The sequence below is a fragment of the Mitsuaria sp. GD03876 genome (assembly GCF_029840635.1).
Classification (GTDB): domain Bacteria; phylum Pseudomonadota; class Gammaproteobacteria; order Burkholderiales; family Burkholderiaceae_C; genus Roseateles.
Genome location: NZ_JAOCCU010000038.1, coordinates 1 through 19,839 on the forward strand (window position 1 = coordinate 1; position 19,839 = coordinate 19,839).

Below are 19,839 nucleotides of genomic sequence, written 5' to 3' on the forward strand. Positions count from 1 at the left end.
AGTCCGGTGGCGTCTGCTCGGCCCAGCGCGTGAACGTGTCGGGCCGATGCGTCTTGCTGAAGGTCGTGTTGACCTCGGTGCAACTCAACACCCGCGCATACCGCGCGAGCTGCGAGCCGTCGCCAGGGAACGCATCGGCGACCGCGCGCGGCAGGCTCCAGCCGGCAGTGCCGATGCGAAGGGGAGAGGGCGCGCGTGCCATGTCGGCCTTCACACGGCAAGCCGGATGCCACGCCGTTCGAAGAGAATGCGCGGCGGCTGGCGCCCCTGCGTCGCAGGGACGACCTCGCGAGGCGTCCCAGCGATCGATGGTCGCGATCGCTAGCCTTGCCACCGAGCCCTTGCCAAGTCTTCAACCGATGACCGCACCTTATCCGCTGAGCTTCGATGTCGTCTGGCTGGCCTCGGATCGCCATGGGTGCCTCGGCGCGTTCGTCACCGGTGGCGTCGGACCGGTGCCGGTCGTCGCGCTGACGCCTGCGCCAGGAGACCCTGAAGACATCGAGCTCCGATTGCTCGAGTTGCCGGTCATGGCGGAGGCCAAGCTGTCCGCGTCGACTCCACTCCCGGAGAGCTTCGCCGCGCTCGTGGAGCGGGGGCTCTTCGTCTACGACTGGACCGACGTGCATCGCACCAGGAGCACGCAGAGGAACGCCTATCAGCGCTTCGCCGTGCCGACGCGGGCGATCACGGTGGACGCGTTGCCCGAGGACATCGCCGCCGTCGCGCGGCGGGTGTGCCTCGCCGGCACCGATTTCGGCGCCGACGAGGCGATCGACGTCACTCTGCAACTGAGCTGCGAGCGCGGGGAGTAACAGCCGCTCCCCTGCTCAAAGGCTCACGGCCTCACGGCCCACGGCCTCATGGCCTCATGGCCTCTATGGCCTCACTGCGGCCTGTACGTCACCTTCAGCTGATAGCTGCCCGCCGAGTAGGCATACACCAGCACGTACACATCCCCATTGGCCGTCATCGTGACCGAGCAGCCCTCGGTCGCGGTCGACCCGTCCGACTTGCAGGTGTAGCTCGACGTCGTCGGCACCGCGCCCTTGCGCACGTACAGGTCCATGTCGCCGGTGCCGGTCGTGCTGGCCGCCAGCGCGCCGCCGTTGGCCACCTTGAACGGCCCGAAGCTCTTGCTCTGGCCGCGCGTCAGGCTGCCGCTGAAGTTCTCCGTCTTGTCCGTCGGCGGCTGCGTCCCCGGACCGTCGCTGCCCAGCTCCACCGCGTACGACGCGGCCAGCCGCGCGAACTTCAGCGAGTGGTCCGCCTGGCTGCCCATGCTCGCGTAGGTGTCGTTGGCGGTATGGATGTTGGGGTTGTCCGCGCTGAAGCTCGACTCGAACGGCATGCTCGCGTAGAACCCCTTGGCGTTCCACGACGCGTGGTCCGAGCACGCATACCCGCAGCGGTCCGTCCCCACCCGCAGCGTCGGCTGGTAGGTCGAGATCAGGTTGGTCAGGAAGGTGTTCTGCGCGCTGTCGGTGTAGTCCGTGAAGATGTAGATGTCGTTGGCCGCGCCCTTGTAGTTGGTCATGTCCAGCTGCAGCACGCCGACCACCTTGGTGTTGGCCGCGGCGAAGCTGTTGGCGATGTCCTGCGAGCCGCGCAGGCCCACTTCCTCCGCCGCGTAGGCCATCAGCTTGATGGTCCGGCGCGGCTTGTAGTTCGCCTGCACCAGCGCGCGCAGCACCTCGGTCAGGCTGGCCACGCCCGAGGCGTCGTCGTCCGCGCCCGGCGCGCGCATCGTCTCGCCCGAGCCGCCGGACTGATTGATCGAGTCCAGGTGCGCGCCCATCACCACCACCTCGGTGCCGTTGTCGGTGCCCGCGATCGTCGCGATCACCGACTTCTGCGCCCAGCCCGAATGGGTGAATTGCTCCACCGTGATGTCGCTGCGCCCGCCGGCCAGCGTCGTCCAGCGCTGCTTGAGCCAGTTCGACGCGGCCACGCCGCTGCTGCTCGTGTAGTAGCGGTTGGTGTTGGCCGACAGGTCGACGATCGTCTGGCCGATGTTGCTCGCCTGCATCTGCGACAGGATCGGCGTCACCACCGACTGCTGGTCGATCACGTAGCTCGGCCGCACCGCCGCCAGCGCCGCGGCCAGCCGCTGCGCGCCGACCGGCGTGCTGTGGCGCTGCAGCGAGGCGAGACCCGCTTCACGCGTCGGGTGGTACATGTAGCCGCCGCAACGGCGCAGCTCCTCGTGGATCGAATGGCTCAGCGACGCGAGCGCGTCCTCGTCCACCTCGACCAGGTGGATGCCCTCGGGTCGGGCGGTGGCCGACAGCGCGGACGCGTCCTGCGCGGCGTCGGCCTTGACGCTGGCGACGGCGCGCGCCGCCGGCCGGTGCTTCTGCAGCTGGACCAGCGCGGCGTCGCCGAGGCTGATCCAGACCTTCTCCCCGGCATGGGCCGGCGTGAGCGCCGCCAGGCCGAGGCTCAGGGCGGTGATGGCAAAGAACTGACGCATGGGTGTCTCTCCGGAAATGGCGAAGCCGGCGCGCGGCCACGACCAGGGGTCGGGCGGCGCGCCGGAGCGTTTCAACTGGGGATCAGTAGGTGCCGACCAGCGTGGTGCTGGTGACCGTCGCGTACGCGCTCAGCAGCACGTAGTACGTGCCCGCCGTCGGCGCCGAGAAGGTGATCGTCTCGGCGTTGGTCGAGCCGATCGAGCGCTTGTCGTAGGTCGTGGTCGTCGGCGCGGAACCGCGCTTGACGTACAGGTCGCCGTCGCCCGTGCCGCCGGAGAGCTTGATCGTCAGCGTCGAACGGCCCGCCGGCACGTTGATGCTGTACAGCTTGGTCGCGCCCTTGGCCAGCGAGATGCCGCTCACCGGCACGCCGCTGGTCAGCGGGGTGGCGGTCGGGGGCGGCGTCGTGCCGGAGCAGCTCACGCCCACCGTGGCGAAGGCCGCGGTGACGTCGGCCATCGCGTAGCCGCGGTCCGTCGCGGCCTTCTCCACGCCGCAGGCGCCCTGGTTGAAGGTGCTGTTGGCGGTCCAGTACAGGCGGTTGGCGTCGACCATCACCTCGAAGGCCTTGCGCGTGTTCCAGCCCGGCTTGGTGGCCAGCAGGTAGAACGCGCGGTTGTAGACGCCGCTCGAGTAGTGCACATCCATGCCGCTGCGGTAGTTGGACGCATGGCCGATCGAGCTGCCGTCGCGCGTCGGATCGTCGAAGTAGCGCAGCGCGCCGCTGCCCTTGAAGATCTGCGCGCCGACCAGCCAGTCGTTGCTGCCGTTGTTGCGGTAGTACTCGGCGGCCTCGCCGGCCATGTCGGAGAAGGCCTCGTTCATCCCGCCCGACTGCCCGGAGTAGGTCAGCCCGGAGTTCTGCTCGGTGAAGCCGTGGCTCACCTCGTGCGCGGACACGTCCAGCGACACCAGCGGATAGAACGTCGACTTGCCGTCGCCGAAGCTCATCGCCGTGCCGTCCCAGAACGCGTTCTCGTAGTTGGTGCCGTAGTGCACCCGCATGTAGAGCGTGCCGGTCAGGGGACGCAGGTTGAACCAGTCGCGGTACATGTTGAAGATCACGCCGCCGAAGAAGTGGGCGTCGTTCAGCGGCGAGTAGGCGCCGTTGATCTGCTTGTACTCGTTGCGCGAGCAGGTGAACTGGAACGGCGTGTTGCTCGCGCCGGTGCTGCCGTTGAGGTTGACGGTGATGACGTCGCCGCTGTTCATCTGGCACGTGTCCGTGACCTTCAGCGCGGGGTAGTCGGTGCCGTATTCGTAGCGGCCGGTCTTGGCGTTGCCGCCGGGGCCGGTGGCATCCTTGTGGGCCAGGCCTTCCCAGCGCTCCAGCACCGCGCCGGTGGTGGCGTCGATCATGAAGTGGGGGCGGCTGGGCTGCTTCGCGTCATGGCGCACGAAGGACACCAGGTAGAACAGCTGGGCCTTGCCGTTGGCGTTGAGCCGGACGTACAGCTTGGCCTGCTCGTTCTCGGTCAGCACGGCGTTGATGGCGCCCTTGGCCTGCGCCAGCGCGCCTTGCGAGGTCAGGCTCGCCTGCGCGCTGCCCAGGTCGTCCTGGATGTTGTTGAGCAGGCTGCCGGAGAAGCGCGAGGCGCCGACGGTGTTGTCGCGGTGCTCGACGACGCCTTCGCCCCAGACCGGGACGCCCTGGTAGTACTGCTGGTGACGCGTGACGACCTTGCCGTTGGGGTAGGTCTGCGAGCGCAGCGCCTGCAGGTCGCCGGCGCCCAGGCCCAGGGCGGTCGCCGCGGCGGCCGGGGTGGCGAGCGCGCCCGAGGCGCGCATCTGCGTGTTCACCGGGGAGGTGTCGTCGAGCACGACGCGGTCCGCGGCGATCGCCTGGCAGGCGGCGGTGGCCGCGGCGGCGACGAGGGAAGCGCGCAGCGCGCGCTGAATGAATGCCTGTGTGGATGCGTGGAACATAAGCCTCTTTCTTCCGTGATGGATCGGTGAGATCTCCCGAAGAAACGGCCGGGCTCGTTCGGATGGAACGGGAACGGCCTCCCCCGCTGGCGACTTGGTAGGGTCGCATCGGATGTTGTTGGAGGTGCGGCTGGCGCCGCGTCCCGAGGTGTCGCCGGGCGCCTCGGAGGACCCGAGGTCGAGTGTGGTGGTGCCGGTCGACTGGGCGAATGTAGAGGCTCGACGGCCCGGATCGACCTGTCAGGACTGACAGCGGGTGTAACCCTTGCAACTCTGTTTTTTGGGCACGCCAGCCGCTGGCGTGCGCGTGATAGTCGATGGGGACGCGCTGTTCTAGACTGCCTCGACCCCTGTCCGATGGACAGGCAAACCCGGGAGCCCACCACGATGGCCACGACGCACCAGGTGACCAACCAGGTCGACGAACTGAGCGGCTATTCGCTGCTCGAGACCGATCCGGCGCTGAAGGAAGCGCTCGCGCGCGCCGGCGCCGAGGCCTTCGTGCCGGGGCTCGGCGAGTACGCGGCCGCGCTCGGCCGCGCCGAGACCTACGCGGTGGCGGAGCGCATCAATCGCGTCACGCCGACGCTGGACAGCTTCGACAAGCGCGGCCGTCGGATCGACCGCGTCGAGTTCGATGCCGGCTGGCACGCGTTGCTGGCGATGTACCGCGAGGCCGACCTAGTCGCGATGCCGTTCCGCGACGAGCGCCCCGGCCGCTGGGCCGCGTGGGCCGCGGGCTTCTACCTGCACGGGCAGGTGGAGGCCGGCACGCTGTGTCCCGCGACGATGACGCAGGCCAGCATCCCGGTGCTGCGGCGTGAACCGCAACTCTGGGACAGGCTGCGGGACCAACTCTTCTGCACCGCGTACGACGGCCGCGACCTGCCGCTCGAGCAGAAGCGATCGATCTGGCTGGGCATGGGGATGACCGAGAAGCAGGGCGGGTCCGACGTGCGCGCCAACACGACGCGCGCCGAGCCGGTCGGCATCGGCGGGCGCGGCGGCGAGTACCGCCTCACCGGCCACAAGTGGTTCTTCTCCGCGCCGATGTGCGACGCGCACCTGGTCGTGGCCAAGACGCCGGACGGGGCGCCGGGATGTTTCTTCGTGCCGCGCTGGCGGCCCGACGGGACGAAGAACAGCGTCAACGTGCAGCGGCTCAAGGACAAGGTCGGCAACCGCAGCAACAGCAGCTCCGAGGTCGAGTTCGAGGACGCCTACGGCGTGCTGATGGGCGAGGAAGGGCGCGGCATCCCGACCATCATCGAGATGGCGACCTACACGCGGCTGAACTGCGTCGTCGGCAGCGCGGCGATGCTGCGCCAGGCGCTGGCGCAGGCGCTGCACTACGCGCGCCATCGCCAGGTCTTCGGCAAGCGGCTCGCGGAACAGCCGCTGATGCGCGCGGTGCTGGCGGACCTCGCGCTCGAGAGCGAGGCCGCCATGCAGCTGAGCCTGCGCCTGGCGCAAGCCTTCGAGCGCCAGGACGATCCCGCCGAACGCACCTGGATGCGACTCGTCACGCCGGCAGCGAAGTTCTGGGTCTGCAAGCGCGCGGTCGAACTCACCGGCGAGGCCATGGAAATCCTCGGCGGCAACGGCTACATCGACGACGCCATCATGGGCCGGCTCTATCGCGAAGCCCCGGTCAACTCGATCTGGGAAGGCTCCGGCAACGTCATGTGCCTGGACGTGATGCGCGCGGTCGCGCGGGACCCTCAAGCCTTCCTGGCGTTGCTCGACGAACTCGGCGAGGCCTTCGGCGACGACCGCGCGTTGCGCGCCGACCTCGACGCGCTGCGCGGACTGCTGGCCACACCGCCCGATCAGCTCGAAGCCCTCGGCCGCCGTTTGGCGTCGCGGCTCGTGCTCCTCGCGCAGGCCGCGCTGCTGCGCCAGCACTCGCCTGGCTTTGTCGCCGACGCCTTCGTCAGCAGCCGGCTCGACCCCCAATGGGGCACCGTCGCCGGCACCCTCGATACCCGCAGCATCAACGTCGACGCCATCCTCCAACGCGCCTTCCCCGCGTGAGACCGAGCCCGTCGGCATTCACCGGTATCCCCCCTCGCTCCTACGACTCGCAGGCTCCCCAAGTCGCTCGGGGGGACACCGGCGCCTGCCGACCCACCACCATCGCTTCCTGGCGTGCGGGTGGCGTGGCCTAAACTCGCGCGCTTTCGTCGTCTCTCGGCCATCGGGCCGTCGCTGTTTTGGACAAGATCCTTCTCCAGATTGCCGCCGAACTCAAGGTCCGGCCCGCCCAGGTCAATGCCGCCGTGGAACTGCTCGATGGAGGCGCCACCGTGCCCTTCATCGCGCGTTACCGCAAGGAGGCCACCGACGGCCTCGATGACATCCAGCTGCGCGAACTCGAAGCCCGCCTGAGCTACCTGCGCGAACTCGAGGATCGCCGCGAGGCCGTCCTCAAGAGCATCGAGGAACAAGGCAAGCTCACGCCCGAACTCGCCGCCGCCATCGCCGCCGCGCCGACCAAGCAGGAGCTCGAGGACCTCTACCTCCCCTACAAGCAGAAGCGCCGCACCAAGGGCCTCATCGCCCGCGAGGCCGGCCTGGAACCGCTCGCCGACAAGCTCTTCGCCGATCCCTCGCTCGATCCGATGACCGAGGCCGCCGCCTTCCTCAACCCCGATGCCGGCTTCGCCGACGCCTTCGCGGTGCTGGACGGCGTGCGCGACCTGCTGTCCGAGCGCTGGGCCGAGGACGCCCTGCTCATCGGCAAGCTGCGCGAATGGCTCTGGGAAGAAGGCCTCTTCAAGTCCAAGCTGATGGACGGCAAGGACGAGAACAACCCCGACATCTCGAAGTTCCGCGACTACTTCGACTACGCCGAGCCGATCCGCACCGTGCCCTCGCACCGCGCGCTGGCCGTCTTCCGCGGCCGCACGCAGGAGTTCCTCGATGCCAAGCTGGCGCTCGACGAGGAAGTCGTCCCCGGCCAGCCCTCGCTCGCCGAAGGCCGCATCGCCCGCCACCTCGGCTGGAGCCACGCCAAGCGCGCCTCCGACGAGCTGCTGCGCAAGACCGTCGCCTGGACCTGGAAGGTCAAGCTCTCGCTGAGCCTGGAACGCGACCTCTTCGGCCGCCTGCGCGAGGAGGCCGAGAAGGTCGCCACCAAGGTCTTCGCCGAGAACCTGCGTGACCTGCTGCTGGCCGCGCCGGCCGGCAAGCGCGTCGTCATGGGGCTGGACCCCGGCATCCGCACCGGCGTGAAGGTCGCCATCGTCAGCGACACCGGCCGCGTGCTGGACACGTCGACGGTCTACCCGCATGAGCCCAAGCGCGACTGGGAAGGCTCGATCCACACGCTGGGCCGCCTGTGCGCGACCCACGGCGTGAACCTGATCGCCATCGGCAACGGCACCGCATCGCGCGAGACCGACAAGCTCGCCGCCGACCTGATCAAGCGCATCCAGCAGCTGTCCCCGGAGACGGCGATCGAGAAGGTCGTCGTCAGCGAGGCCGGCGCGTCGGTGTACTCCGCGTCCGAATTCGCGTCGAAGGAACTGCCTGACCTGGACGTGTCGCTGCGCGGCGCAGTGTCGATCGCCCGCCGCCTGCAAGACCCGCTGGCGGAGCTGGTGAAGATCGATCCGAAGTCGATCGGCGTCGGCCAATACCAGCACGACGTCAACCAGAGCGAGCTGGCGCGCACGCTGGACGCGGTGGTCGAGGACTGCGTGAACTCGGTCGGTGTCGACCTGAACACCGCGTCGGCGCCGTTGCTGTCGCGGGTGTCGGGCCTGTCGGCCGGCGTCGCCAACGCCATCGTGCGCTGGCGCGATGCCAATGGCGCGTTCCGCAATCGCCAGCAGCTGCTGGACGTGACGGGCCTGGGCCCGAAGACCTTCGAGCAGTCGGCCGGTTTCCTGCGCATCCGCGACGGCGACAACCCGCTGGATGTCAGCGGCGTGCACCCGGAGACCTATCCGGTGGTGGAGCGGATCCTGGCGAAGGTCGAGCGGCCGATCGGCGACGTGATGGGCAAGTCCGACGTGATCCGGACGCTGAAGCCGGAGGCTTTCGCCGACGAGCGTTTCGGCGCGATCACGGTCAAGGACATCCTGGGCGAGCTGGAGAAGCCGGGTCGCGATCCGCGGCCGGACTTCAAGGTGGCGCGCTTCAACGACGGTGTCGAGGACCTGAAGGACCTGAAGGAGGGCATGGTGCTGGAGGGCACGGTGTCCAACGTCGCGCAGTTCGGGGCCTTCGTCGACCTGGGCGTGCACCAGGACGGCCTGGTCCACGTCAGCCAGCTGTCCAACAAGTTCGTCAACGATGCTCGCGAGGTCGTGAAGACGGGCGATATCGTGAAGGTGAAGGTGCTGGAGGTCGACATGGCCCGCAAGCGCATCTCCCTGACGATGAAGTTGGACGCGCAAGCGCCGCGCGGCGCCGCCAAGGCGGACAACAGTTTCCGTCCGGCCGGCCGCAACGAGCGCCAGGGCGGCAATCGCCCGCAGGCCGGCCGCGACGCCCAGGCCCCTGTCGGCAACGCGATGGCGGCTGCCTTCGCGAAGCTCAAGCGCTGACCGACGTCTCCGGTTTTCTGGGCGGGACTCGGTGTCGCCTGGATCGAGCCGACCGGGGCCCCTTTCCGGAAGTATTAGGAGGAATGGTCCGGCGAAGCCGGCCAGGGGGAGTTCCCTTGGACACAAACAGTCCTGAGGACTGTTTGTGCCTAGGGAACGCCTGTGGCCGCTGGCCACAGGCATGGAGGAAAGGGGCCCCGGTTGGCTCGATCGTGCTCGGTCCAGCAAAGGAGCCACGTCACCCACGACCCAGATCCGCGTTTGATCCCAATTTTTTCGCGGCTGGTCGCACCTGAGGTGTCGAAATGAACGGCGTACGGCTACTCTGCGCGCCGTTTCGCCGTCAATGACAAAAGTCGACGTGTTCCACACGTGCCGACATAAATCCTCGGGAGCCCCCTTTGAAGACCCACGCCATCGCCAGGTCCTGTGCCCTTGTTTGCCTGACCGTACCGTTGCTGCCAGCCATGGCGCAGGATGCGCCTCCGGGCGTGGGGGGAGAGCCGGCGGCTGGCAAGCGGCTGGACCGGGTGGAGATCAGCGGTAGGAACACGGATTCGGACCTGCGCCGCCGGGCTCCGGTCGCCAAGCAGGTGTATGGCCGGGAGGAACTCGACCGCTACGGCGACACCAGCGTGGCGGACGTGCTCAAGCGCCTGCCGGGGGTGAACGTGTCGGACGGCGCGCCTCGGATGCGTGGATTGGGTTCGGGCTACACGCTGATCCTGATCAATGGCGATCCGGCGCCTCCTGGCTTCAAGCTGGACCAACTGGACCCGGCTCAGGTCGAGCGCATCGAGGTGACCAAGGGCCCCAGCGCCGACCAGAGCGCGCAGGCCGTTGCCGGCGCGATCAACATCATCCTGAAGGAAGCGCCGCGCGTGTCGCAGCGTGACCTGCGCGTGGGTGCGGGCTACAACATCAACCACCCGGTGCCGTCGGGCACCTTCACCTTCGGCGAGAAGCTGGGTCCCGTCTCGGTGTCCGTGCCGGTGTCGGTGTTCCAGTGGTTGCAGGAGATGAAGTCCTCCACCGAGCGCAACGGCACCGATGTGAACGACCAGCCGGTCGCCGCGACCCAGCACGGGAAGATGCGCAACTGGGGCCATGCCTTCAACTCGGCGCCTCGCGCGAACTGGAAGATCAGCGATGACGAGTCGGTGTCGCTGCAGGGCTTCGCGCAGAAGGGCTGGTGGAACAACTCGGTCCGCCTGACGCCGGACGGCGAGTACAAGAACACCCGCCTGGACGACGACGGCGACAACCGCGGCACCTGGCAACTGCTGCGGGCCAACACGCAGTGGAACAACCGCTTCAGCGAGACCCAGAAGTGGGAAGTGAAGGCGGGCGTGCAGCTCGCCAAGAACCACATCGAGAACCACACGCTGGTGGCCCGGCCGGTCGATGCGCTGATCGACAACCGCGACCGCAGCTTCACGCAGGCCGGCAAGTACAGCCAGATCCTGGGCGAGGAGCACACGGTGACGCTGGGCTGGGACTTCGAGTTCCGCAAGCGCGACGAGATCCGTGTCACCACGATCGCCGGCGCCGAGCAGGTCCCGGGGCTCAACGGCGAGAACTTCGGCGCGCGCATCCGCCGCCAGGCCTTCTTCATCCAGGACGAGTGGGAGATCAACCCGCAGTGGTCGACCTACTTCGGCCTGCGCCATGAGCAGATCGTGACCACCAGCCGCGGTGTCGCCACCAGCGCCCGCAACAGCTCGAGCGTGCTGTCGCCGCTGTGGCACGTGACGTACAAGATCGACCCGAAGGGCCGCGACATGATCCGCGCGAGCGTGACGCGCAGCTACAAGGCGCCGGAGCCGACCCAGATGCTGGGCCGCTACACGCCCAACTCGAAGTACCCGAACGCCGCCGGCGGCGAGCTCAACGACGAGCTGAATCCCGACCGCATCGGCAATCCGGCGCTCAAGCCGGAGCTGGCGACCGGCTTCGACATCGCCTACGAGAAGTACCTGACCGGCGGCAGCCTCTTCAGCATCGGCGCCTTCCACCGCAACATCAGCCAGCTGATCCGCAACGTCGTGACGCTGGACCCGCCCAACGCGCTGGTGCCGGTGTCGCGCTACGTGATCCGGCCGACGAATTTCTCGAGCGCGACGACCTCGGGCATCGAGATGGAGCTCAAGGGCCGCGCCGGCGAGCTGTTCCCGTCGGTCTTCGATCCGAAGCTGCCGCTGAACCTGCGCGGCTCGGTGAGCGTGTACCGCTCGCGAGTCAAGGCGGTGCACGGCGACAACAACCGGCTCGACCAGCAGCAGCCGTGGACCGCCAACCTCGGCGTCGACTACCGCTTCAGCAGCGTGCCGGTCACCGCCGGCGCCAACCTGAACTACACGCCGGTCTACACGGTCCGCCAGACCGACCAGCAGAGCAGCGAGTTCTCCCGCAACCGCGGCCTGGACGTCTTCGCCCAGTGGATGGTGTCGCCCAAGACGTCGATCCGCTTCTCGGCCAATAATCTGTTCCCGCTCGACGCCCGGGCCGAGACCACGCTGTATCCCTCCGGGGACTACTACGCCACCGGCCGCAGCCTGAAGCCCTGGTTCCAGCTCAACCTGGAAATGAAGCTCTGAGCTGACGCCCCGCACCGGCCGCGTCGGGCGCCTTCCCATGAAAGGACGACCCGCCCGATGCAGGCCTTGCAGATCCTCGCCGGACCCCGTGCGCGCCAACGGCTGCGCGACCATGGCCTGCGCGCCGCCGACGTGCGCGTCGTGCCCGGCGCCGCCGGTGGCCCGAAGGGGCTGATCCTCAGCGCGCTCGACGCCCATCTGTTCGGCGAGTTCCTGCCGTCCGGCGGCCAGGAGGTCCACCTGCTGGGGGCCTCGATCGGCGCCTGGCGCATGGCCACCGCCTGCCTGACCCGCGACGCGGCCCAGGCCCGCGCCGAGTTCGAGCGCCTCGCCCACGACTACGCGCACCAGGACTACGACTCGGAGCCCGGCAAGCGCCCGACCGCCGCGACGGTGTCGCGCGCGTTCTCCGGCAAGCTCGGCGAGATCTTCGGCGGCCGCGAGGCCGAGGTGCTGTCCCATCCGCGCTTCCGGCTGCATGTGTTCACCTCGCGCGGGCGCCATGTCCTCGGCCGGGAAGGGCGGCTGCGCACGCCGCTCGGTTACCTCGGCGCGTTCGCGGCCAACGCGATGTCGCGCCGCGCGATGGGCGCGTGGCTGGAGCGGGTGGTGTTTTCCGACCGGCGCGCCCCGCTGCCGATGCCGCTGGGCGACTACCGCAGCCGGCAGGTGTCGCTGGACGCCGCCAACCTCAAGCCCAGCCTGCTGGCGAGCTGCTCGATCCCGTTCTGGCTGCAGGCCGTGCACGACATCGAGGGCGCTCCCGCCGGCGCCTACTGGGACGGCGGCATCACCGACTACCACCTGCACTTGAACTACGCGGCGATGGTGGGCGACGGCCTGGCGCTGTATCCGCATTTCCAGGCGAGCGTCATTCCGGGTTGGCTGGACAAGGCGCTCAAGCACCGGCACCGGGCCAGCGCCTTCCTCGACAACGTCGTGCTGCTCACGCCCAACCCCGAGTGGGTGAAGACGCTGCCCAACGGCAAGCTGCCCGACCGCAACGACTTCCAGCGCTACATGAACGACGTCCCCGGCCGCGCCCGCGACTGGCTGCGCGCGGTGCGCGAGGGCGAGCGGCTGCGGGACGAATTCCAGGCCGCGTGCGAGCGTCCCACGCTCGACATCCAGGCGCTCTGAGCTACACTGGAACCTTCATTTTCTTTTTCCAACAAGGACCGGGAAAGGCGAATTGGTTATGACACCGCGGACTACCACCTCCACTGCGAAGGTTTGAGCGGCCGCGGCTCGTCACGTCTTTTCATCAGCTGTCCGGAAAAAGTCAGCACCCCAGAAGAAGCGCGGCAATCGGCCGCGCTTTTTGTTTTCTGGAGCACACGAACATGTCGAACATTTCCATCCAGCTGCCCGACGGCAGCAAACGCGAGTTCCCGCAACCGGTGACGGTGGCCGAAGTGGCCGCGTCGATCGGCACGGGCCTGGCCAAGGCCGCGCTGGCCGGCCGCGTCGGCACGGGCGAGAACGCCCGGCTCGTCGACACGAGCTTCCTCATCGACAAGGACACGGCGCTGGCCATCGTCACGGAGAAGGATCCGGACGGGCTGGAGGTGATACGCCACTCGACGGCCCACTTGCTGGCGTACGCGGTCAAGGAGCTGTTCCCCGACGCGCAGGTCACGATCGGCCCGGTCATCGAGCACGGCTTCTATTACGACTTCTCCTACAAGCGCCCGTTCACGCCCGAGGACCTCGCGGCGATCGAGGCCAAGATGGGCGAGCTCGCGAAGAAGGACGAGAAGGTGGTGCGCTCGGTGCTGCCGCGCGACGAGGCCGTCCAGTACTTCAAGGGCATCGGCGAGGCCTACAAGGCCGAGATCATCGCCAGCATCCCGGCCAATGAAGACGTCTCGCTGTACGCCGAAGGCGCCTTCACGGACCTGTGCCGCGGCCCGCACGTGCCGTCCACGGGCAAGCTGAAGTTCTTCAAGCTGATGAAGGTGGCCGGCGCCTACTGGCGCGGCGACCACCGCAACGAGCAGCTGCAGCGCATCTACGGCACGGCCTGGGCGACGAAGGACGACCTCGCGAACTACCTGCGCATGCTCGAGGAAGCCGAGAAGCGCGACCATCGCAAGCTGGGCAAGGACCTGGAGCTGTTCCACATCGACGAACACGCGCCGGGCGTCGTGTTCTGGCATCCCAAGGGCTGGACGATCTGGCAGGAGGTCGAGCAGTACATGCGCCGCGTGTACCGCGACAACGGCTACCAGGAGGTCAAGGGCCCGCAGCTGCTGGACAAGACGCTGTGGGAGGCCACGGGCCACTGGGACAAGTACCGCGACAACATGTTCACGACGGAATCGGAGAAGCGCGACTACGCGCTCAAGCCGATGAACTGTCCCGGCCACATCCTGATCTTCAAGCACGGCATCAAGAGCTACCGCGACCTGCCGCTGCGCTTCGGCGAGTTCGGCCAGTGCCACCGCAACGAACCCACGGGCGGCCTGCACGGGATCATGCGCGTGCGCGGCTTCACGCAGGACGACGGCCACATCTTCTGCACGGAAGACCAGATCCTGGCCGAGTGCGTTGCCTACACGGCGCTGCTGCAGAAGGTCTACAAGGACTTCGGCTTCGACAACATCATCTACAAGGTCGCGACGCGCCCCGAGGCGCGCATCGGTTCGGACGAGGTCTGGGACAAGGCCGAGTTCGCGCTGATGGAGTCGCTGCGCGCCTCCGGCGTGGAGTTCATCATCGCCCCGGGCGACGGCGCCTTCTACGGCCCGAAGATCGAATACACGCTCAAGGACGCGATCGGCCGCCAGTGGCAGTGCGGGACGATGCAGGTCGATTTCTCGATGCCGGCGCGCCTGGGCGCCGAGTACGTCGGCGAGGACGGCGAGCGCAAGACGCCGGTCATGCTGCACCGCGCGATCGTCGGCAGCCTGGAGCGATTCATCGGCATCCTGATCGAGCAGCACGCCGGCGCGCTGCCCGTCTGGCTGGCCCCGACGCAGGTCGTGGTGGCCAATATCACGGATGCCCAATCGGACTACGTTTCCAGCATTGTGAAATCGCTGCAAAAACAAGGGGTTAGGGTCCACGCAGATTTGCGCAACGAGAAGATCACGTATAAAATCCGCGAGCATTCGCTGCAAAAAGTGCCGTTCATCCTCGTTGTCGGTGACAAGGAGAAGGCGAACGGGGCCGTCGCAGTGCGCGCCCGAGGCAACCAGGATCTGGGCGTGATGTCGCTGGAAGACTTCGCTTCGAAGCTCTCCCAAGCCATCGCGGACAAGGCCTGAGTCGGGCGCTTTTTGCGTTTATTGATCACTTCGGACCCCTGCCAGGTCCCGTCGAAAGGTAACCACCATCGCTACTTTTGCTGACCGTCGTGCGATTCCGGAGCGCAAGCACCGCCTGAACCGCGAAATCACTGCTTCCGAAGTCCGCCTGAATGGGCCCGAGAACGAGCCCATCGGCATCGTCTCGATCCAGGAAGCGCTCCGGATGGCCGGTGACCTGGACGTCGACCTGGTTGAAATTGCCGCCACGGCCGTCCCGCCGGTGTGCCGTCTCATGGACTACGGCAAGTTCAAGTACCAGGAGCAGAAGCGCGCTGCGGAAGCCAAGTCCAAGCAGAAGGTCATCGAGGTCAAGGAAGTCAAGTTCCGTCCGGGCACGGACGAAGGCGACTACCAGATCAAGATGCGCAACCTGCGCCGCTTCATCGCGGAGGACGGCGACAAGGGCAAGGTCACGCTGCGCTACCGCGGCCGCGAGATCACCCACCAGGACATCGGCATGCGCATGCTCGAGCGCATCCGCGATGAACTGGCGGACGTGGCGGTGGTGGAGCACATGCCCAAGCTCGAGGGCCGTCAGATGATCATGGTGCTCGCGCCGAAGAAGCGCTGAGCATCTGCGAGAATCCTGGCGGGGCCGGCAGGCCCCGCCTCAGTTTCAGCCCGCCGATCTGGTCGTCGGCGGGCTTATTAGTCTCCTGCAGGCCAGGCAAGTACTTCGGAATCCGGGGTCGCCTGCAGGGACGCACATAGAAGGAGCAGTCATGCCCAAGATGAAGACCAAGAGCAGCGCGAAAAAGCGTTTTCGCGTTCGTCCGGGTGGCACCGTCAAGCGCGGTCAGGCGTTCAAGCGCCACATCCTGACCAAGAAGACCACGAAGAACAAGCGCCACCTGCGTGGCTCGACGTCCGTGCATGAGACCAACATGGGCCACATCGCTGCGATGCTGCCCACTGCTGGCCTGTAATCCAAAGCTGTAAAGGAGATACAACATGCCTCGCGTCAAACGTGGTGTAACCGCACGTGCTCGTCACAAGAAGGTCCTGGCCCTGGCCAAGGGCTTCCGTGGTCGTCGCAAGAACGTCTTCCGCATCGCCAAGCAGGCGGTGATGAAGGCGGGCCAGTACGCCTACCGTGACCGCCGTGCCAAGAAGCGCGTGTTCCGCCAGCTGTGGATTGCCCGTATCAACGCGGCAAGCCGTGGCCTGGGTCTGAGCTACAGCAAGTTCGTGGCCGGCCTGAAGAAGGCCCAGATCGACATCGACCGCAAGGTCCTGGCCGATCTCGCCGTCAACGATCCTGCTGGCTTTGCCAGCATCTTCGCCAAGGTGAAGGCCGCTCTGGCTTGATAGCCATCGTCCGCTCGCGGGTGCTCGCCCGCGACGGACGGGCCGCCCCGGTCGCCCGGGGCAGCCGCTTTTCGAAGGCCGACACCCAGGTGTTCGGCCTTTTTTCATTCCGGCGCGGTGGTGCGATGTTCGCCATCCGTCATTCCGCCACCGACCTCCAAGTCGCCCCGCGATGAACGACCTCGATCAATTGCTGCAACAGGCCGCCGGCGAATTCGCCGCCGCCACGACTCCCGCTGACCTGGAGAACGCCAAGGCCCGATTCCTGGGCAAGACCGGCCAGGTCACCGAGCTGATGAAGGGCATGGCCAGTCTGCCGGTCGAGGAGAAGAAGACCCGCGGCGCGCAGATCAACCAGTTGAAGCAGGGCATCGAGGCCGCGCTGACCGCGCGCCGCCAGGCGCTGGCGGACGCCGAGCTCGACAAGCAGCTCAAGGCCGAGGCGCTGGACGTCACCTTGCCCGGCCGCCAGCGCGGCACCGGCGGCCTGCACCCGATCACGCGCGCGATGGAGCGGATCGAGGCGATCTTCGGCTCGATGGGCTTCGACGTCGCCGACGGTCCCGAGATCGAGAACGACTGGTTCAACTTCACCGCGCTGAACACGCCGGAGGACCATCCGGCGCGCTCGATGCACGACACCTTCTACATCGAAGGGGGTCATGTCTTGCGCACCCACACCAGCCCGATGCAGATCCGCTACGCGGTGCAGCACGTCAAGCGGCACAAGGCGCTGATCGACGCCGGCCAGCCGATGCCCGAGATCCGCGTGATCGCGCCGGGCCGCACCTACCGCGTCGACAGCGACGCGACGCATTCGCCGATGTTCCACCAGGTCGAGGGCCTGTGGGTCGGCGAGAACATCAGCTTCAAGGACCTCAAGTCCGTCTACGTGAACTTCATGCAGCAGTTCTTCGAGACGACGGACATGGAGATCCGTTTCCGCCCCAGCTACTTCCCCTTCACCGAGCCCAGCGCCGAGATCGACATGATGTTCGGCTCCGGGCCGCTCAAGGGCCGCTGGCTGGAGGTCTCCGGCTCCGGCCAGGTGCATCCGCAGGTGATCCGCAACATGGGCCTCGATCCCGAGCGCTACATCGGCTTCGCCTTCGGCTCGGGCATCGACCGCCTGGCCATGCTGCGCTACGGCGTCAACGACCTGCGCCTGTTCTTCGACGGCGACCTGCGCTTCCTGTCGCAGTTCAAGTAAGCCCTGTCGTCGGTCGCCTAGAGAGCAAGAGAGAAACACATGCAATTCCCTGAAAGCTGGCTGCGGGCCTTCTGCAATCCCGCGCTGAACACGCAAGAACTGGCCGAGCTGCTGACGATGTCCGGCCTGGAGGTCGAGGAACTGCGCCCGGTGGCGCCGCCGTTCCACGGCATCGTCGTGGCCGAGATCGTCGAGGCCGCGCAGCATCCGGACGCCGACCGCCTGCGCGTGTGCAAGGTCAACGCCGGCGGCCCCGAGCTGCTGCAGATCGTCTGCGGCGCGCCGAACGCGCGTGTCGGCATCCGCGTGCCGCTGGCCACGATCGGCGCCGAGCTGCCGCCGGGCGAGGACGGCAAGCCGTTCAAGATCGGCAAGGGCAAGCTGCGCGGCGTCGAGAGCTTCGGCATGCTGTGCTCGGCGCGCGAGCTCAAGCTGGCCGAGGACCATGGCGGCCTGCTCGAGCTGGCCGCCGACGCGCCGATCGGCGAGGACATCCGCAAGCACCTGAACCTGGACGACACGCTGTTCACGCTGAAGCTGACGCCGAACCTGGCGCACGCGCTGAGCGTGTACGGCATCGCGCGCGAGGTCGCCGCGCTGACCGGCGCGCCGCTGATCGCGCCGGAGATCCAGCCCGCCGCCGTCGCCAACGACGCGAAGCTGCCGGTGCGCATCGAGGCCGCCGACCTGTGCGGCCGCTTCTCGGGCCGCGTGATCCGCGACGTCGACACGACCGCGAAGACGCCGCAGTGGATGGTCGACCGCCTGGCCCGCTGCGGCCAGCGCTCGGTGTCGCCGCTGGTGGACATCTCGAACTACGTGATGTTCGAGCTGGGCCGTCCGTCGCACATCTTCGACCTCGACAAGATCCACGGCGAGCTGATCGTCCGTTGGGGCCAGGCCGGCGAGCAGCTCAAGCTGCTGAACGGCAACACCATCGAGGTCGACGGCAGCGTCGGCGTGATCGCGGACCGCGAGCAGGTCGAGTCGCTGGCCGGCATCATGGGCGGCGACGCCACCGCCGTGTCCGACGACACGAAGCACATCTATGTCGAGGCCGCGTTCTGGTGGCCCAAGGCGGTGATGGGACGTTCGCGCCGCTTCAACTTCTCGACCGACGCCGGTCATCGCTTCGAGCGCGGTGTCGATCCGGCCGGCACCGTCGACCACATCGAACGCATCACGGCGCTGATCCAGTCGATCTGCGGCGGCGAGGCGGGTCCGATGGACGACCAGACCACGCAGTTGCCCGAGCGCAAGCCGGTCGCGCTGCGCGTCGAGCGCGCGGCCAAGATCATCGGCATGCCGCTGACGCAGGCCGATTGCGAAGGCGTCTTCACCCGCCTGGGCCTGCCGTTCACGTCCGCGCCGGGCGTGATCACCGTGACGCCGCCGTCGTTCCGCTTCGACCTCCAGATCGAGGAAGACCTGATCGAGGAAGTCATCCGCGTGCTCGGTTATCCGAAGCTGCCGTCGACGCCGCCGCTGGCGCCGGTGGTGGGCAAGGTGCGCACCGAGTCGCGCCGCGCGACGCATGCGCTGCGCCACGCGATGGCGGGGCAGGGCTACTTCGAGACGATCAACTTCAGCTTCGTCGAGGCGCGCTGGGAGCAGGAGCTCGCCGGCAACGCCAATCCGATCCAGCTGCTGAACCCGATCGCCGCGCCGCTGGCGGTGATGCGCTCGTCGCTGATGGGCTCGCTGGTCCAGGTCTTGCGCCACAACCTGTCGCGCAAGGCGCCGCGGGTGCGCGTGTTCGAGATCGGCCGCGTGTTCCTGCGCGACGCGTCGGTGCGGGAAAGCGACACCACGATCGCCGGCATCGACCAGCCGATGCGCCTGGCCGGCCTGGCCTGGGGCCCGGCGGACCAGCAGCAGTGGGCGCAGAAGGACCGCGCGGTCGACTTCTTCGACGTGAAGGGCGACCTGGAAGCGCTGTTCGCGCCCCGCGCGCTGACCTTCGAGGCGGCGGAGCATCCCGCGCTGCATCCGGGCCGCAGCGCGCGCGTGCTGTTGGACGGCGAGGCGATCGGCGTGGTCGGCGAGCTGCATCCGAAGTGGCGCCAGGGCTACGAGCTGCCGTCGGCGCCGGTGCTGTTCGAGCTGTCGCTGGACGCGGTGCTGGCGCGCACGCTGCCGCAGGGCAAGGGCGTGCCGCGCCTGCAGGCGGTGCAACGCGATCTGGCGCTGATCGTCAATGAGCAAGTGACCTACGCCTCCCTCATGCGGGCGATCGAATCCAGCGGCGAAGCCCTGGTACGCTCTGCGCGTTTGTTCGACGTCTTCAAGCCCGCCCAACCGACGGCGGAACTGAAGGCCGGCGAACGCAGCCTGGCCGTGCGCCTGGAGCTGCTCGATGACGAGAACACGCTGACCGACGAACGCATCGAGCAGGCGGTGGCGAAGGTGGTGACGGCGCTGGGCGAGAGCCTCGGCGCACGTCTGCGGGGCTGAGGGGAG

The 19,839-nt window shown here is 67.8% G+C and carries 14 protein-coding genes; 11 read left to right on the top strand and 3 right to left on the bottom strand.

Going from position 1 to position 19,839, the window contains the following annotated elements; translation table 11 throughout:
- Positions 1 to 202: DUF72 domain-containing protein (locus N5D62_RS21025; RefSeq protein WP_279759848.1), on the bottom strand; the 202-nt coding region annotated here is incomplete at its 3' end.
- Positions 203 to 308: 106 nt separating this feature from the next.
- Between N5D62_RS21025 and N5D62_RS21030 the strand changes: the two genes are divergently transcribed.
- Positions 309 to 815: a hypothetical protein gene (locus N5D62_RS21030; protein ID WP_279759849.1), complete on the top strand. Its 507-nt coding sequence runs from the start codon at positions 309 to 311 to the stop codon at positions 813 to 815.
- 71 nt (positions 816 to 886) lie between these two features.
- On the opposite strand, the gene N5D62_RS21035 is transcribed toward N5D62_RS21030, so the two are convergent.
- Entirely contained in the window at positions 887 to 2,473 is a 1,587-nt protein-coding gene (locus N5D62_RS21035; protein ID WP_279759850.1) for a M20/M25/M40 family metallo-hydrolase, read from the bottom strand.
- An 82-nt stretch (positions 2,474 to 2,555) separates the two neighbouring features.
- Positions 2,556 to 4,400, bottom strand: coding sequence for a M4 family metallopeptidase (locus N5D62_RS21040; RefSeq protein ID WP_279759851.1), 1,845 nt, complete (start codon positions 4,398 to 4,400; stop codon positions 2,556 to 2,558).
- A 387-nt stretch (positions 4,401 to 4,787) separates the two neighbouring features.
- On the opposite strand from N5D62_RS21040, the gene N5D62_RS21045 reads away from it, so the two are divergent.
- The 10 genes from N5D62_RS21045 to pheT all read left to right on the top strand — a co-directional run bounded on the left by N5D62_RS21045 (position 4,788) and on the right by pheT (position 19,833).
- Positions 4,788 to 6,434, top strand: a complete 1,647-nt coding sequence (locus tag N5D62_RS21045) for an acyl-CoA dehydrogenase family protein (protein WP_279759852.1) — start codon at positions 4,788 to 4,790, stop codon at positions 6,432 to 6,434.
- Between the two features lie 179 nt (positions 6,435 to 6,613).
- Complete coding sequence (locus N5D62_RS21050) at positions 6,614 to 8,953, top strand: Tex family protein (protein WP_279759853.1); 2,340 nt, start codon at positions 6,614 to 6,616, stop codon at positions 8,951 to 8,953.
- Between the two features lie 491 nt (positions 8,954 to 9,444).
- The gene (locus tag N5D62_RS21055) at positions 9,445 to 11,550 is read left to right on the top strand and encodes a TonB-dependent receptor (protein WP_279759854.1); all 2,106 of its coding nucleotides are present in this window, start codon (positions 9,445 to 9,447) and stop codon (positions 11,548 to 11,550) included.
- Positions 11,551 to 11,607: 57 nt separating this feature from the next.
- On the top strand, positions 11,608 to 12,690 hold the full coding sequence (locus tag N5D62_RS21060; protein WP_279759855.1) for a phospholipase: 1,083 nt from the start codon (positions 11,608 to 11,610) through the stop codon (positions 12,688 to 12,690).
- A gap of 203 nt (positions 12,691 to 12,893) precedes the next feature.
- The gene (gene thrS / locus N5D62_RS21065; protein WP_279759856.1) at positions 12,894 to 14,819 is read left to right on the top strand and encodes a threonine--tRNA ligase; all 1,926 of its coding nucleotides are present in this window, start codon (positions 12,894 to 12,896) and stop codon (positions 14,817 to 14,819) included.
- 67 nt (positions 14,820 to 14,886) lie between these two features.
- Positions 14,887 to 15,432 carry a translation initiation factor IF-3 gene (gene infC / locus N5D62_RS21070; protein ID WP_279759897.1) on the top strand — a complete coding sequence of 182 codons (546 nt, stop codon included), beginning with the start codon at positions 14,887 to 14,889 and terminating at the stop codon, positions 15,430 to 15,432.
- A gap of 151 nt (positions 15,433 to 15,583) precedes the next feature.
- Positions 15,584 to 15,787, top strand: coding sequence for a 50S ribosomal protein L35 (rpmI, locus tag N5D62_RS21075; protein ID WP_279759857.1), 204 nt, complete (start codon positions 15,584 to 15,586; stop codon positions 15,785 to 15,787).
- 25 nt (positions 15,788 to 15,812) lie between these two features.
- On the top strand, positions 15,813 to 16,169 hold the full coding sequence (gene rplT, locus N5D62_RS21080) for a 50S ribosomal protein L20 (protein WP_058934277.1): 357 nt from the start codon (positions 15,813 to 15,815) through the stop codon (positions 16,167 to 16,169).
- Between the two features lie 172 nt (positions 16,170 to 16,341).
- Complete coding sequence (gene pheS, locus N5D62_RS21085) at positions 16,342 to 17,379, top strand: phenylalanine--tRNA ligase subunit alpha (protein ID WP_279759858.1); 1,038 nt, start codon at positions 16,342 to 16,344, stop codon at positions 17,377 to 17,379.
- A gap of 39 nt (positions 17,380 to 17,418) precedes the next feature.
- Positions 17,419 to 19,833, top strand: coding sequence for a phenylalanine--tRNA ligase subunit beta (pheT, locus tag N5D62_RS21090; protein WP_279759859.1), 2,415 nt, complete (start codon positions 17,419 to 17,421; stop codon positions 19,831 to 19,833).
- Positions 19,834 to 19,839 lie beyond the last annotated feature (6 nt).

Excerpts from the sequence above, each read along its gene's own strand:
- N5D62_RS21030 (WP_279759849.1), top strand. The coding sequence starts at position 309 with ATGGTCGCGATCGCTAGCCTTGCCACCGAGCCCTTGCCAAGTCTTCAA.
- N5D62_RS21035 (WP_279759850.1), bottom strand. The coding sequence starts at position 2,473 with ATGCGTCAGTTCTTTGCCATCACCGCCCTGAGCCTCGGCCTGGCGGCG.
- N5D62_RS21040 (WP_279759851.1), bottom strand. The coding sequence starts at position 4,400 with ATGTTCCACGCATCCACACAGGCATTCATTCAGCGCGCGCTGCGCGCT.
- N5D62_RS21045 (WP_279759852.1), top strand. The coding sequence starts at position 4,788 with ATGGCCACGACGCACCAGGTGACCAACCAGGTCGACGAACTGAGCGGC.
- N5D62_RS21060 (WP_279759855.1), top strand. The coding sequence starts at position 11,608 with ATGCAGGCCTTGCAGATCCTCGCCGGACCCCGTGCGCGCCAACGGCTG.
- thrS (WP_279759856.1), top strand. The coding sequence starts at position 12,894 with ATGTCGAACATTTCCATCCAGCTGCCCGACGGCAGCAAACGCGAGTTC.
- rpmI (WP_279759857.1), top strand. The coding sequence starts at position 15,584 with ATGCCCAAGATGAAGACCAAGAGCAGCGCGAAAAAGCGTTTTCGCGTT.
- rplT (WP_058934277.1), top strand. The coding sequence starts at position 15,813 with ATGCCTCGCGTCAAACGTGGTGTAACCGCACGTGCTCGTCACAAGAAG.
- pheS (WP_279759858.1), top strand. The coding sequence starts at position 16,342 with ATGAACGACCTCGATCAATTGCTGCAACAGGCCGCCGGCGAATTCGCC.
- pheT (WP_279759859.1), top strand. The coding sequence starts at position 17,419 with ATGCAATTCCCTGAAAGCTGGCTGCGGGCCTTCTGCAATCCCGCGCTG.